This is a genomic window from Nodularia harveyana UHCC-0300 (genome assembly GCF_034931085.1).
GTDB classification, from domain to species: domain Bacteria; phylum Cyanobacteriota; class Cyanobacteriia; order Cyanobacteriales; family Nostocaceae; genus Nodularia; species Nodularia harveyana.
On the sequence record NZ_JAYGHG010000010.1, the window covers coordinates 40,874 to 56,438 of the forward strand.

The 15,565-nt window shown below is 39.9% G+C and carries 12 protein-coding genes; 3 read left to right on the forward strand and 9 right to left on the reverse strand.

The genetic code is table 11. The features are described from left to right. Positions 1 to 46 precede the first annotated feature (46 nt). From VB620_RS08785 to VB620_RS08805, 5 genes are all read right to left on the reverse strand, one after another. Positions 47 to 745: an HAD family hydrolase gene (locus tag VB620_RS08785; RefSeq protein ID WP_323195765.1), complete on the reverse strand. Its 699-nt coding sequence runs from the start codon at positions 743 to 745 to the stop codon at positions 47 to 49. A gap of 52 nt (positions 746 to 797) precedes the next feature. Then, on the reverse strand, positions 798 to 1,835 hold the full coding sequence (hppD, locus tag VB620_RS08790) for a 4-hydroxyphenylpyruvate dioxygenase (RefSeq protein ID WP_323195766.1): 1,038 nt from the start codon (positions 1,833 to 1,835) through the stop codon (positions 798 to 800). 940 nt (positions 1,836 to 2,775) lie between these two features. Further along, positions 2,776 to 4,179: an NYN domain-containing protein gene (locus tag VB620_RS08795; RefSeq protein ID WP_323195767.1), complete on the reverse strand. Its 1,404-nt coding sequence runs from the start codon at positions 4,177 to 4,179 to the stop codon at positions 2,776 to 2,778. A gap of 347 nt (positions 4,180 to 4,526) precedes the next feature. After that, positions 4,527 to 5,312 carry a phosphate ABC transporter ATP-binding protein gene (locus VB620_RS08800; protein WP_323195768.1) on the reverse strand — a complete coding sequence of 262 codons (786 nt, stop codon included), beginning with the start codon at positions 5,310 to 5,312 and terminating at the stop codon, positions 4,527 to 4,529. 1,026 nt (positions 5,313 to 6,338) lie between these two features. Continuing rightward, entirely contained in the window at positions 6,339 to 6,953 is a 615-nt protein-coding gene (locus VB620_RS08805) for a CPP1-like family protein (RefSeq protein WP_323195769.1), read from the reverse strand. A 697-nt stretch (positions 6,954 to 7,650) separates the two neighbouring features. Between VB620_RS08805 and VB620_RS08810 the strand changes: the two genes are divergently transcribed. Then, a complete protein-coding gene (locus tag VB620_RS08810; RefSeq protein WP_323195770.1) occupies positions 7,651 to 8,370 on the forward strand; it encodes a response regulator transcription factor in 720 nt (239 codons plus the stop codon). A gap of 378 nt (positions 8,371 to 8,748) precedes the next feature. Here VB620_RS08810 and VB620_RS08815 read toward each other — a convergent pair whose 3' ends face one another. Beyond that, positions 8,749 to 8,946 carry a DUF2811 domain-containing protein gene (locus VB620_RS08815; protein ID WP_323195771.1) on the reverse strand — a complete coding sequence of 66 codons (198 nt, stop codon included), beginning with the start codon at positions 8,944 to 8,946 and terminating at the stop codon, positions 8,749 to 8,751. A 799-nt stretch (positions 8,947 to 9,745) separates the two neighbouring features. Then, positions 9,746 to 10,396, reverse strand: coding sequence for a bifunctional phosphoribosyl-AMP cyclohydrolase/phosphoribosyl-ATP diphosphatase HisIE (gene hisIE / locus VB620_RS08820; RefSeq protein WP_323195838.1), 651 nt, complete (start codon positions 10,394 to 10,396; stop codon positions 9,746 to 9,748). A gap of 338 nt (positions 10,397 to 10,734) precedes the next feature. On the opposite strand from hisIE, the gene hemL reads away from it, so the two are divergent. Beyond that, positions 10,735 to 12,033 (forward strand): glutamate-1-semialdehyde 2,1-aminomutase, encoded by a 1,299-nt coding sequence (hemL, locus tag VB620_RS08825; RefSeq protein ID WP_323195772.1) that lies wholly within the window; start codon positions 10,735 to 10,737, stop codon positions 12,031 to 12,033. A 132-nt stretch (positions 12,034 to 12,165) separates the two neighbouring features. Here the strand turns inward: hemL and VB620_RS08830 are convergent, their stop codons facing one another. Beyond that, a complete protein-coding gene (locus VB620_RS08830) occupies positions 12,166 to 12,327 on the reverse strand; it encodes a metallothionein (protein WP_323195773.1) in 162 nt (53 codons plus the stop codon). 394 nt (positions 12,328 to 12,721) lie between these two features. On the opposite strand from VB620_RS08830, the gene VB620_RS08835 reads away from it, so the two are divergent. After that, the gene (locus tag VB620_RS08835) at positions 12,722 to 14,323 is read left to right on the forward strand and encodes a serine/threonine-protein kinase (RefSeq protein WP_323195774.1); all 1,602 of its coding nucleotides are present in this window, start codon (positions 12,722 to 12,724) and stop codon (positions 14,321 to 14,323) included. A gap of 79 nt (positions 14,324 to 14,402) precedes the next feature. Here the strand turns inward: VB620_RS08835 and recA are convergent, their stop codons facing one another. Next, positions 14,403 to 15,476 (reverse strand): recombinase RecA, encoded by a 1,074-nt coding sequence (gene recA, locus VB620_RS08840; RefSeq protein ID WP_323195775.1) that lies wholly within the window; start codon positions 15,474 to 15,476, stop codon positions 14,403 to 14,405. Positions 15,477 to 15,565 lie beyond the last annotated feature (89 nt).

Genomic DNA, 15,565 nt, shown 5'->3' on the forward strand with positions numbered 1-15,565 from the left:
ATAAATTGAAATAGTTAAGAAATGTAAAGCTTCTCTTATCTTAGTCTTAGCTAATTTCCAATGGTTGAGATTCGAGGATGAGTTTGACTGCTGTACTCAAATCTTTAACTATTAAGTCTGGCTGATAAATTTCTAATTGTGTGCGATCGCGGATACCCGATTCCACAGCGATCATTTTAATATTATATTGTTTCGCCGCCGCAATATCTGCTTCCGTATCCCCCACCATCCAAGTCTCACTTACAGGCGGAAGTTCTTTTACAGCCCGTTGCATCAACAAGGGTTTATCTTCAACATCACTAGTTTTCACATAGTCGTTTTCTAGGCAATAACGGCGATTTTCTGGAAAAAACTTGGCTAAATCGTATTTTGTCAAGGCATAATCTAATTCTCTAACTCGACGCATTGTCATCACCGCCAAGTCAATTCCCGCTTGCTGAATTTTTACCAGTGTCTCTACAGCACCAGGAATCAGGCGGTCATACTTAAAATAAGTATCTGTGTGTACTATTTTTCGCCGTAATTGGGCAAATTCTTGGGCTTGGGTGGCATCTAAACCAGATTTTACTCCAATTTCTCTTTCCGGAACCCGCGATCGCTTTAGTTGCCAAAATTCGGCTTTGGTCAGTTCTTGCACAGATTGTTCAGGATTGCGGATATTCTCCAAACAAAATTGATATACACGGTAATACCGTTCAGATACGTCCATAATTGGTCCGTCAAAGTCGGTAATTAGTCTCAGCATCAACAAAACTTGTAAACTTTTATAACAATTATCTCATTTTTTGACTAATTAGTTATATCAAAGTGCCGCGTTTCATTTGTTCCATTTCAATGGCTTCAAATAAAGCCCGGAAATTCCCTTCCCCAAAACCTTTGGCTTGATAACGGCGTTCAATAAACTCAAAGAAAAAAGTGGGTTCTCCAAAAATCGGTTGAGTAAAAATTTGGAGTAGAACGGCATTTTCAGCATTTTCTTTCCAATCCACCAAAATTTCTTGTTTGGCGATCGCCTCCAGTTCTCCCATTGATAGCGGGAATCCACGGCGCTGTTGAAGCTGTGAATAATAAGTTTGGGGAACCGAGAGTAAAGATAAACCACGGGAACGAAATTGGGCGATCGCACCAATCAGATTCGGAGTCGCCAAAGCAATGTGTTGGATTCCCGATCCCCGATTCACATCCAGAAACTCTTGAATTTGGGAATTGGGAGAAGCCGGTTCATTAATCGGTAATTGTACGCTACCATTCCCAGAAACCATCACCTGACTATATAAAGCAGAACGGTCAGTTTGAATTTTAAAACTTTGCTGCGGTTGAAAATCCAGAATCTTCGCATACCAAGCAACAGCAGACTCCAATTCACCCACCGCCACATTCAGCACAATGTGATCTATAGCCGTAAAAGTATGATCTGTGATTTCTGCATCATCAGTAATCACTCCTGAGTTAGAAATCAACGTATGAGTCAACCCACCCCAAGCCGCAATTTTGCCACACTTGCGAAAGACATCACCAAACTGTTTGTCTTGAATCGGTTCAATTACTCTCGCACCATAACTTTCCGCCAGTGAGATCGCCCCCTCCACATCTTCCACAGCAAAAGCCAAATCTGCTACCCCAGGCGGATGTTCGCGCAGAAACTCAGCCACCGGACTCGTCGGTAATAAAGCTGAAGACAACAAAAAGCGTACAACACCATTACTAACTACCTGCGTACAAGTATCAACCGAACTGATACTACTCTCTACTGCTGTAAACCCCAGGTAGTGTACAAACCAATCCCGCCAAACAACAGCATCTTCTATATAGAAATGAACGTGATCAATTTTCATAAATCCTGAAAATCCAGCACAACAGCTTACCTATCTGTAGTTTTTGTCTTTTCCGCCAGATTATCAAGTTTTTACTCATTAATCATATATCATAATGAATAAGTAATGGATTTATCTCTACTACTTCACTCATTATCAAGTTTTTACTCGTTAATCATACATCACAACAAATACACTGACAACTTACCTTGATACTCTCAAGTCTAAAACCTCCGAGATTTTTTAATCAAAGGCATGACTTGCTGAGTGTAAAATAATCCAACAGAACTAGAGGTTTTATCTTCTCAAGCCTTGCTTGCGTCTAGTGCAAAAGTTCCCATAACCCCCACCATACTCAATCCTCCACTCAGGATTTTTCTCAATACATTTTAGTCTCTATCCATAACACAACCACTCACTTCATTACGGGTAAATAGGGTAATTAGTCTATGGCTAGGCACTCTTAATAAAAGTATTCCTATCACTTTTGTGTGTTCAACTTGCGTCAACCAGTAGGTGTTTTTTTGAACATTGAAAAATTTACGCCTGAAATCCATACCTCGTCTGGCTTTGAACCCTCTCATACTTAAATTGAGGTTGACGCAAATCCCCAAACCCTTGCAGCAATACCTTTTCAGGGATTTTTTTTTATCCGTCTATTGACACCCCGAACGCTGAAAGGCTATATTCACTTTAGGTTGACGAAACAGCACCTTGAAAACTAAATATATCAATGCTTCCAGATGTGGGCGTTGAAACCACAAATAATCCCTATCAGGGATTGAAACAATTTACATTACATAATTCTAGGGTCTACCAAAGTTGAAACCACAAATAATCCCTATCAGGGATTGAAACAAAATTTCTTTTCTCTATTTTTCAAAAGCCAAGCGTTGAAACCACAAATAATCCCTATCAGGGATTGAAACCGATTATTCCCTTTTTTACAGATATTCTGCAACTAATGAGTTTTCTGCTTCTGTCGTAAAGCAACTTGCCATCCTTTATCAGTTTGCTTCAAATTAAAACATTTACAGGACTGCAAAAATTTAATAAAATTACCATTCAACTTTAAAGATTTGATTTGCTCAGTTATCGGTTTACCATATATCTGATTAAATCCACCACCCAAAAGGCTAATATCAATATAGCTATCAGGAGCCTTCAGAACTAACTCCTTAATAATATCCTGGAGAGCTTTTTCCAAATCTGCCGACGAATTAATCCCAGACAATAATTCAGACTTATTACCACCGCTTAATGAAGTATCTTCCTGATTAATTTCAAACAGTGTGACATATAATTCTGAAGTTGCATCAACTTGGTGAATAGCAAAATCAACCGGATAGTTAATAAAAATATCTCTAGCTTTTTTCCCAGGTAAATGCTGAGAAACTACCTGACTAATAGTTAAATTATATTTACTTTTAAAAAGTTTAGAAAGACTCGAAAGTTTCACCCAATAAATTTTATGTTCTTCTTGCTCTGCTTTGATTAACTCTTTGATTTGTTGAAGAAATTGCTCAATAGTCGGAATCTCAGCAGAAGAATTGGGTAATTGGGTAATTTGTTTCCCTGTGGCACTATTCAATACTACCAGAAAATCCCCTTTTTTAATCGCCTGATAAACAATTAAGCCATTTTGCTGAAGATGGTTGCACAGATTTGTCATCACTTTATCAGACGAACAAACTATAACTTCCTTAGCATTGGCATAACGTTCGTGAACTGACGAACCCAAAGCAATCATTTTACCGTCAGCATTATCCTTACCAACAGGAACGTGAATCAATTCGTAACCACGCTGATGTAATTCCACATCTTGTTTACCCATCTTAGACCAATTAGCAAAGGCAATCTTAACTTGTAGGGGATAGCTAGAAACTGTGGTTAAAAACTTCTCCATTTCACTATTGAGTTGCAAATTTTCTGCATCTAGGAGTAAAATGGCGATCGCCCCAGAATCAACACAAACTTTACTCTTCTCTGATACTGCTAGCGGCTGACAAATATCTGGGCTATTTAACTCAACCAAATTTAGTCTAGCAATTGATTCACGAATAACAACTTCTAGATGATGAAAAACTGGAGAATTAAAAAAAATCGGAACTAGAAAAAGTTGCAAATATTCTTTAATCTTCGGCATCAGTATCTGATGATTTGCTAACTTGCTAATTTTTTTATTTAATCCAGCTATCAGCGCAGATTGATATTGAGCTTGTTTCCAGTTAATACTTTGGTACTTGACAACAACCAACTCAGGATGCTGATCTAAAATTGGCAGAATTTCATTACAAACAGCAATACTCAGTTGCGTAATCAATTCAGAGTCATAAGTAGTTAGCAACCGTTTTTCATTTGACATAACTCTTAAGAAATACAGGGACTAAGGAGTAAATAGTGGGGAGTCGAGAAGAAAGCATTTCCTAAAAAACACATTTTAAAACCCTTCCAGCCTCAATATATTTTGCCTGAACGACAACCGCGCCCCTGGAAGGCTGATATATTCAATTAAGATAGCTGCCTTTAGACCATCATCAGAGATGGTAATTTATACTATATTATATTTAGCGAAAAACAACTAATAATCGTAAACCTGCCTAAATCTAATACTTTAAATTTAACTCAACTATAGCGATATCTGTCGTCATCAAATTAACTACAAACCCACTACTAAACTTTAAAAAACTTAACATTTATACAAAAAAAATATCAATTTAAATTACTAAAAATATAATTACGAGTACGAATATCAACAGGGTTGCTAAAAATTTTTGTTGTCGTCCCAAATTCTATCATTTCACCAACCCGACTTTCATTACTATCAAAAAAAGCTGTGAAATCAGACATCCTCTTAACTTGCTGTAAATTGTGACTAATAATCACAATTGTTAATTCTGAACGGAAGCGCAGACTTTGAATTAAACTTTCAACTTTCATACTAGCAGTAGAATCAAGAGCAAAACACGGCTCATCCATCAATATAACTTGTGGCTTCACTGCTAAAGCACGAGCAATACATAGTCGCTGTTGTTGACCCCCAGAAAGGTCTAAAGCCGACCTATGCAATTTATTCTTCACCTCGTCCCATAGGTCTGCATCCTTAATAGCATATTCCACAATCGCATCTAACTCTGCTTTAGGATGCCATCCCAATATTTTGACTCCATAAGCCACATTATCATAAACACTCATCGGGAAAAGATTCGGCTTAGGAAATACCATACTCACTTGGCGGCGGAGTCGATTTAAGTTCACCCGACGCTCATAAATATTTTGATTATAAAATTCCACCCTACCCTCAACCCGTACTTTTCCTTCTAATTCAATCATCCGATTAAGACATTTAATAAAAGTAGACTTTCCACAACCACTAGTTCCAATAATTGCCGTTACTTTATTCTGGTAAATATCAATTGATATATCTTCAAGTATCTGTTGGGTATTATAATAACATCTGAGATTTTTGACCTTTATCGCGGAAATTAGTTGATTCATGGTAAAAACTAAAATAAATATTGACTAAACAAGCAGTAAAATTATGATGAAATTTTCATGATTTATCAAGCCAATATAGAATTTTCAGAATTAAGAATAAAAGCGTATATGATTAATTATTTCATAGATAAATAGCAGTACACAGTAGATATTTTTATCAAAATAAATGCCGAGTTTTACATAAAAATTACTCAAATTTTAACTATCGAAAATATCTGACATATATCAATTAAATCAAATTAAAATTTAGCAACTACAACCAAATGAATATGTTTATTTTTTAGTTAAACGGAAATAATTAATTTATTCCCTAGAATTATAATTCCATTATCGCATTTTTTGACACTCTTCTGAGAATCATAACAGCTTTGTCCATTCTATCAAAGCTAGTATATTTCCTGAGTACCGTTGCCAGAAAAAAGACTATCTGTATCATCATTAACTAAAGATGCTACTATCGGTTAAGAAGACTCATTTTTTATCCCAAAAAAAATAACATCCCAGAACTGTCACGATTTTGATATCTCGCATGAGAAAAGGAAGTATCGACAATGGAGCAAAAATACCAGATATTCAACTTTCAAATCCAGTAAATCTTTTTGGCTAGTCAAAAGTTCCTGATAAATTCAAGAATCCATCAAAAAACTACTTTATCAGTTATATTTATACTTTGTTTTTAATCCTGTATCAGAAAAAACAGCAGATTAAAGATTTTAGTCGTTTAATCGGACAAATTTCTATGTTTACAAGATTTATGATCTTAAAAATTAAACCAGCAGGGGTCACTTGATAATAACGCCTGCTAGAAAGATAATATATGACCATTACTTTGATCAGGTAGAGTAAATCTGTTGACTCTCTGTCTACAATTTTCTTCTTGAAACCCTATTCTATTACCATTAAAAATTGACGACACTTAAATATGCCGTTTCCGAAATGTTCTATGGGAACAATTCATTGATTTCCCCCTAGATTTTTGGTCAGGTATCTCTATTTGTGAGTATACAGTCCCAAATACTCATTGGCTTAACGTAGAAAACTACTAATGAGCCACAACAATATAAATGTGAATACTGTAGAGAACTGCTCAGATGTTAACTGAACCAAGTTTATTTGTGAAAACAGCCAGCTAGCAAGTAGTCCACCGACAATTAAACCGAAAATTAAACCCACCAGGGTGAGTAAAACTGCTCTACCAAACTTTTCTTCCTTGCGTTTGAGGAAGTAAACAGTGACTCCTACACCTGCTAATAAAGCTAACTGTAAAATTTGAGGAATAAATACACTGATGGCACTTAAACCCAAATACCAAGCTCCAGGTAACAGTATATCTGTAGGCGCGGGTTGGTCGAGCATTCGTTGCAGCCATATAGGGGACTGCTGTTGGGGACTGGGACTTTCCTTTGCAGGCAATTGCACTCGCAATTCTGGAAACCTAATTCGTTCAGGTACTTTGATTTTACCTTCCTGGCGCATCCGTAGGCGATCCATTAAAATCGCATCGTAAGCTACTTCAATGATCTCTAAACTCTTGGCATCGCCATTGTATTGCTCCAATTGGCGATTACGAGCATCCTGAATTTCATCGAAGCTAGCATCTTCTGATACCCCAAGTTTCTCGTAGGGATTTTGATCGCTCATGGGAGTTTATACTTTCTTTAGCCTTAGTCAGCGGCAGTCTTATTTGCAGGAAAAACAGTTTGAGGTTTTCTCTTGATTGAAACCAACGTATCAACCCATTTCTATGCCCTACCAGGATATTAGCATGGCTAAGTTGGATTGACCGGGAATTTTTAACTAAGTCAACTTTAACATATTGCTATCACTCCGTGTATACCTTCATGCCCTAACTCAATGCGCCCTTGACTGTGGAACTTGAGCTAGAAATGCTTTTTAGCCATTTTTGACCCAAAAAAATGAGTTTTATTGTTCAAAAGTTAATATCTTAGAGTGTTTTAAGGAAATTTACTGGAATTAATCTCTCAATAGATTGTGGTATGTATCTCAATATGGATTTAAAGTTAAAAAGTTTTAAATCTTCCCTAAATTGGGAAAATAAACTCTAGGATGTTAGCAAACTGCTGTAGCAAATGTGAAAAATATCTGTCTAGGATGCTTCAACCTTGATAATTATCATACCTGCATTTAAGTATATGTGTGACTAATAAAGTGTTCGTAGTTTGATTTTTCATAATTTTGATTACACTATTATTTTGGATAATCAGGAAATGCACTCCTTACCCCTGTAGAGTTTTAAATAAACCCCAAAGTGGAAACTGCGTTTTTACGCAATTCTACTTCATGTTAATCTTAGGAATTTTTGTGCAAAGTGATGGTCATGGCTCCCGCCAAGATTCTTGTAGTTGATGACGACCCTGCGGTCAGAAATTTAATCCAACGCTTTTTGATTAAGCAGACCTATCAGGTAGAGGCTGCTGAGGATGGTAAAACAGCCTTAGCCCTGTTTGAGCAATTTAACCCTGATTTGGTAATTTTAGATGTAAATTTACCAGATGTCATAGGTTTTAACCTCTGCCAGGAAATGCAAAGTCGTAATGGTGTTTTTGTGTTGATGCTGACTAGCCGCGCCGACGAAGCCGACAAAATTCGCGGTTTTTCTAAAGGCGCTGATGACTATCTCACCAAGCCTTTTGGGTTGGGAGAGTTAGAAGTTAGAGTAGCGGCAATTTTGAGACGACAGCGAATTGTGACTACTGCTGAACAAAAGCGCCTAGTATTTGAAAAGTTAATGATTGATCCTGCTCGACGGGAAGTGGCACTGAACAACCAATCGATACCCTTAACTGCTTTAGAATTTGATTTATTACATTTTTTAGCTAGCCATCCTGGTCGGGTGTGGCGGCGTGCAGAACTGATTCAAGAGGTTTGGGATTATGAATATGTTGGTGATCAACGGGTTGTAGATGTACACATCGGTCAAATTCGCAAGAAAATTGAAATTGATGCTAGCCAACCAGCGTTAATTCAAACTGTACGTGGTGTAGGATATAAGTTTGAATGCCCTACGCACTCGCCAAAGTTGGAAACCCATTCCTGAGTATGTTATCTGAGATGTGGAGTTTTCGATGGTTAATGCTTGATTAAGTAACTAAGTAGGTACGGAGGCATACACTCTGTTGTGTGACAAAATGTCGAAAGTTTCTGACTTTGGCATTTGTGTAGCTTCCCATTAGGGTTGTTGCTTCCTTCTACTTTATTTTACTGCCAATCACAAACTTGTAAGTTTTCCAGCCTACCTACTTTAGCTATAAGTATTTTGAGATTAATAGGCTATTAATTGATCTTGCCCTTGCCATCTTTGATCTACATCTATGAGATGCTCAGGCAGGAGCCAGAATCAAATAGTCATAAATGTTTTCCCCACCGACTTACCAGCATTTTGATGGCTGGCTAATTGGTGCAGGGGCATTTATCTTTAACAATTATGAAACAAGGTTTCTAAATATACACGAGCGGCGCGGCGATCGCTCTCCCCATTTTGAAGTAAAAACAGGGACAAAGCAGCAGTCATGACTCGCTTTTGATCCCAATCGGGGTGGGTTTCTAAGTAATTTTTGAGGGATTCATCGAGTGTTCCCGGAATTTCTGTCAATAGACTAACTGTTGTGTTCATGAGTTTTTCCTTCTCTGAGGTCAATGAAGAGAGACGAGTTGCTGGCACTGATAGGAGGTTCAACTGAGATAGTTCTGCATTTACCTGACAATCACCACTAGTATTTGAGGTGATTTTTGGTGTCAGTGGTTGAACAGAATATAAAAGCCAGTCGCATCATTGTGCGCCAAGAGGGGGTGGGTTTGTCAATGCTACGAAATGTTACATCCGGTGGGATGTAAAACAAATATTGACGCAATAATCAGGGTTATGGCTCAATTTGTGTTACTTAACTTTACAATAACTCAGTAACTTAGGCTCCTGGCTTTTCGGAATCAACAATCCCCAGGAAAGCTGCAATTACTGATTAGCTCGTAGAACACCTGTGGAAAACTACCAGTATTGCTGTGGAAACCCTGTGGAATTGGTGAGGAAAATTTTCGAGAATGATAAGAATTACAAAATATTAGTCATTAGTCATTGGTCATTAGTCATTGGTCATTAGTCATTGGTCATTAGTCATTGGGAAATTTTTTCCCCCCTGCTCCCTGCTCCCTGCTCCCTGCTCCCCTGCTCCCTGCTCCCTGCTCCCTGCTCCCCTGCTCCCCTGCTCCCTGCTCCCTGCTCCCCTGCTCCCTGCTCCCCTGCTCCCTGCTCCCTGCTCCCTGCTCCCTGCTCCCCTGCTCCCTGCTCCCTGCTCCCCTGCTCCCCTGCTCCCTGCTCCCTGCTCCCTGCTCCCTGCTCCCCTGCTCCCTGCTCCCCTGCTCCCTGCTCCCTGCTCCCTGCTCCCTGCTCTCTGCTCCCTGCTCCCCTGCTTCTTCTATCGCCGACGTTCTTGTAATTTGCGATATACTGACTTCAAATCGACTTGATGATGTGCTAGGGCAACTAGGGTATGGTAGAGTAAATCGGCGACTTCGCCGGCGATCGCATCATCCTCATTATCCTTAAAGGCCATTACGACCTCCGCGCTTTCCTCACCGATCTTCTTTAAAATTTTGTTATCGCCACCAGCCAATAACTTACAGGTGTAAGAACTCTCTACAGGATGGTCACGGCGATCGCATATCACCTGAAATACTTGAGATAATGTATCCCCTGGTGGAGGAACAATGTTACCGTCTACCTGATGAAAACAACTGCGTTCACCAGTGTGACAGGCAATATCTCCTAGCTGCTCCACTCCAATCAGCAATGCATCACTATCGCAGTCATAACGAATACTTTGGACTTTTTGAATATGTCCAGAAGTCGCCCCCTTATTCCATAACTCCTGACGGGAACGACTCCAAAACCAAGTTTCTCCAGTGTCTAAAGTCTTTTGTAATGACTCCTGACTCATCCACGCCATCATTAACACAGTGCCATCCAAATAATCTTGGATAATTGCCGGCACCAAACCCCGTTCATCATAGGAAATCTGATCAACAGGAATAGACTGTACTAGTGAATGCGGATCAGTAGAAAACATACCAGTTAATTTTTTTTGATTAAACATTATTCATGGATTCACGATACCATTCTGAATAGAGCAGATGGTATGCTTCTGTAAAATTAAACTTAATCATTTAGTTCAAATAAAAGCATTCATATCTCTAGCAAACTCCATCTTGACCACACTAATGGATAGGCAAGTTAAAACCAGGATAGTGCGAATTAGTGTCGATTTCTCAAAGCTAGCCTAGATTGGACTAAGATAATATATTCTGAGTTTCTTAGTACGGATAACGCTATAAGGTAAAATTTCTAAACAGTTTTTCACCCTATCCTAAGATAGAGCTTTTTATTTTCCACATTAAGGAGAGAGTTTTGGTAAATACCACAATTAAAACCACCAAATCACAAGAAATCTTTGCCGCCGCCCAAAATCTTATGCCAGGAGGAGTGAGTTCTCCAGTTCGTGCCTTCAAATCAGTAGGGGGACAACCCATTGTTTTTGACCATGTTAAAGACGCATACATTTGGGATGTAGATGACAACAAATATATTGATTATGTAGGGACGTGGGGACCAGCTATTTGTGGTCATGCCCATCCACAAGTAATCGCAGCCCTCCATGAAGCCTTAGAAAAAGGTACTAGCTTCGGCGCTCCTTCATTACTAGAAAATGTACTGGCTGAAATGGTAATTGATGCTGTTCCTAGCATCGAAATGGTGAGATTTGTGAATTCAGGCACTGAAGCTTGTATGGCAGTGCTGCGATTAATGCGGGCTTTCACCAACCGGGAGAAAATCATTAAGTTTGAAGGCTGCTACCACGGCCACGCCGATATGTTCCTAGTCAAGGCTGGTTCTGGTGTGGCTACACTGGGCTTACCAGATTCACCAGGAGTACCTAAAGCAGCCACTAGCAGTACGCTGACAGCTCCTTACAATGACTTAGAAGCTGTTAAAGCCCTGTTTGAACAAAACCGCGACGAAATCGCTGGTGTGATTCTAGAACCAGTAGTGGGCAATGCTGGGTTTATTACTCCTGATGCAGGTTTTCTGGAAGGTTTACGAGAAATTACCCATGAACATGGGGCGTTACTGGTATTTGATGAAGTAATGACAGGCTTTCGGATTGCTTACGGTGGCGCTCAGGAAAAATTTGGTGTCACACCAGATTTAACAACCTTGGGTAAGGTGATTGGTGGTGGTTTGCCAGTGGGAGCTTATGGTGGTCGTCGGGATATTATGTCCATGATTGCTCCCGCCGGTCCTGTCTATCAAGCAGGAACTCTTTCGGGTAATCCTTTAGCAATGACGGCTGGGATTAAAACTTTGGAATTGTTACAGAGGCCTGGTACTTATGAGTATCTCCATCAAATTACTCAGAAGTTAGCAGATGGGTTGGTGCAAATTGCCCAGGAAACTGGTCACCAAGTTTGTGGTGGTAACATTAGCGCTATGTTTGGCTTATTTTTCACCTCTGGGCCAGTTCATAACTACGAAGATGCCAAAAAATCAGATATGGCTAAATTTGGTCGCTTCCATCGAGGTATGTTAGAACGCGGTGTTTATTTAGCACCTTCTCAGTTTGAGGCTGGTTTTACCTCTTTGGCTCACACCGAAGCCGATATTGAACAGACTTTGGCTGCTGCGCGAGAAGTGCTATCTAGTCTATAAGTTCTGAGTGCTGAGTAGAAAAATAATTAAGATTTAGATGATTAGCCCTAGAGTGGGTATCTTTACTCAGCACTCAGCATTGTTTAACCAGCGATAGCGGAATTGCCATCCGTCTATATGCTGTGCAGGTTGTTAACAGCCACAGCCGTTATGATTACAGCCTTTAATGGTCTTATGACCTTCAGCACAGCCTTCAGAGCAATAGTATTTACCATCTTTATTGATGGCATCCTCTAGTGAAACGATACAAAGGCAATTGGGACAAGCACATTTCATTTGGTTGATGGTAGTCATATTTTTCTCCTTCACTTTTGGTTGATTATAGCAAACACATGAACATATATTCAACTATAGCGGAGATGAGTGAATTTGTCAGGCAATAAAACCGTTAAAAAAATTTATATAACCGCCTAAAATAAAGTATATTTACTAGTGATATTGAGATAGATTAGAATATGGGGACTAAATATTGAGTTTTTTAGAGAATGGAGCCTAGACACTATTTGAGAGTGTAAGTATCATAGGCAATTTTTTTTTGATAATTTTTTTGCGTAATTCCGAGTTAACTTGAGTAAATTCTCTGGGAATTTACCGCAAAAATCACCTAGCAAGACTGAATGGTGAGTGTTAATAATTAAAGGAGTGTGTAACGCTTCCAGTCATTATTCGTGCAGCGAGTTGACAGTGCATGAGCTATTGCTTAAATCCTACCTGTCCAAATCCAGAAAACGTCCCATATAGCCATAGGTGTCAGTCTTGTGGCTCACCATTATTATTGCGCGATCGCTATCGTGTGATCAAGCCATTAGGTCAAGGTGGCTTCGGAGCAACATTTTTAGCTAACGATCAGGCCTTACCCGGAGAACCAAGTTGTGTAATTAAGCAACTACGTCCTTCAGGAAACGCACCACACATTTTGCAGATGGCGCGAGAGTTATTTGAGCGGGAAGCTAAAACCCTGGGTAAGATTGGTAATCATCCCCAATTACCAAGGTTACTCGATTATTTTGAAGAAAAAGAACAATTCTATTTAATTCAAGAATATATTAGTGGTGCGACTCTTCAACAAGAGGTAAAGCTGAATGGTACTTTAAGCGAGGCGGGAGTCAAGCAGTTTTTGAGTGAAGTTTTGCCATTGTTGCAATACATCCACGAGCAGAAAGTAATTCACCGTGACATCAAGCCAGCCAATTTGATTCGCCGGACTCAAGATGCCAGAATGGTACTGATCGATTTTGGCGCTGTCAAAAATCAAGTCAGCCAAGCTGCATTAAATCCATCGGAACAAACAGCATTAACAGCTTATGCCATTGGTACTCCTGGTTTCGCCCCTCCAGAGCAAATGGCAATGCGTCCAGTGTATGCCAGTGATATCTACGCCCTGGGGGTAACCTGTATTTATCTACTGAGTGGTAAAACACCTAAAGATTTAGATTACAATCCCAAAACAGGGGAAATTGTATGGGAGCATTTGGTGCAAGCTAATGATCATCTCAAAAATGTACTGCGAAAAATGTTAGATGTGTCAGTACGCCATCGCTACCAGTCAGCAGAGGAAGTATTAAGAGCTTTAGATATAGAACCCTATTTAGACAGTTTAGCCCAGGGTTTGTTGGTTAAATCCGATCCTAGTCTGAAAGATCCAATACATCCCCATCCAAATAATCCTCAAATTTCACCCCAAAACCCTGCTGGGTCTAATAGTGGAGGAAGTGCAGCACAAGTAGCTGCAGCAATTCGGGCTAGACGAGCCAAGAATGCAGAAGGAGACGGAGTGCGTCATGGACTTTACAAGGGAAAATCCCCAAAATTGGGAAATAACTCTAATCTCGGTTCACAGCGTAAAAATTATCAAAAGCGGAAATTGGATGCCCAAAGTGTACTTACGGCTTATTTAAAAGGAAGACGAGATTTTGCTCTGCACAATTTAAGTTTTCTGAAATTACCGGGTGCTGACTTATCTGAAACAAATTTTCATTCCGCCCAATTCCAAAGTACTAATCTCCAAGGTGCTAATCTCCACAATAGTGACTTTGGTAGAGCTAGTCTGACTAAAGCAAATCTCAGGGATGCTAATGTTAGCAAAGCCTACTTCAACCATGCTAATTTAGAAGGCGCAGACCTGCGTGGCGCAGACCTCAGTGATGCTTACCTCAGCAATGCTAATCTCCGAGGAGCTAATTTGTGTGGTGCTAACCTGACTGGTGCGAGGGTTTCTGATGAGCAGCTGGAGTTAGCGAAAACTAATTGGATGACAATCCGACCTAATGGTAAACGCGGTTTATTATAATTGGAAATAGGAAAGACTGAACTGATATTAGTCCAGTCTGTTATGGGATATTGCCGTATTGACAGGCTGTGTATAAGTTTTATTCTTCTTCTTCTAATTCACTATCTTCTTCTTCTTCATTAGCCTTGGATACTGAATTAGCGGAAACAACAGCACCCATATCTAGCTTTTGACGTACCAATTCCTTGATTTCGGCAGCAAAATCAGGCTTCTCTTCTAAGTGCTTAATAGCGTTATCTCGACCTTGGGAAATGTTATCACCTTTGTAACTGTACCAAGCTCCTTTGCGAACAATTACGCCTGTTTCTTCGGCTAAGTCAACTAAGCAGCCCAAGGTGGAAACTCCTTTACCAAAGATAATGTCAAATTCCGCGACTCTAAAGGGTGGGGCTACTTTATTTTTGGCGACTTTGACTTTAACTCGGTTACCAAATTCATCACTACCTTTTTTTAAGGTTTGAATTCGGCGAATATCCAAGCGGACTGAAGCATAAAATTTTAAGGCGTTACCACCAGTTGTAGTTTCTGGGCTACCGTAGGTAATACCGATTTTTTGCCGCAACTGGTTGATGAAGATGACTGTGCAGCCAGATTTACCTATATTACCAGTAATTTTACGCAGGGCTTGACTCATTAACCTGGCCTGAAGACCAACGTGGATGTCACCCATATCACCTTCAATTTCGGCACGAGGTACTAAGGCGGCTACTGAGTCAATGACGACAATATCAACGGCGGCGGAGCGCACTAGCTGATCCACAATTTCTAAAGCGGATTCTCCTGTATCAGGTTGGGAAACTAACAAGTTTTCAATATCTACACCCAAAGCCGCAGCGTAGGTAGGATCAAGGGCGTGTTCAGCATCAACGAAGGCGGCGACACCACCATTTTTTTGGACTTCTGCGAGGGCGTGTAGGGCTACGGTGGTTTTACCAGAACTTTCTGGCCCATAAATTTCAATTACTCGTCCTTTGGGTAATCCTCCACCCAATGCTAAGTCTAAGGTGAGGGCCCCTGTGGAAATTGTCTCTACTCGCATCCGGGTTGCATCGCCCAGGCGCATGATTGCTCCTTTACCGAAGCTGCGCTCAATCTGGTTGAGTACGATATTTAATGCTTTTTCTTTGCCGGAAGTATCGGTGTTAATCGCCATTAGGAACCTCTAAATATAGGAATTATATGGATGTCTGGAATCTTGGGGTGGGAGTCTGAGTAGAACAGATATACTATCTTAACCAGAAT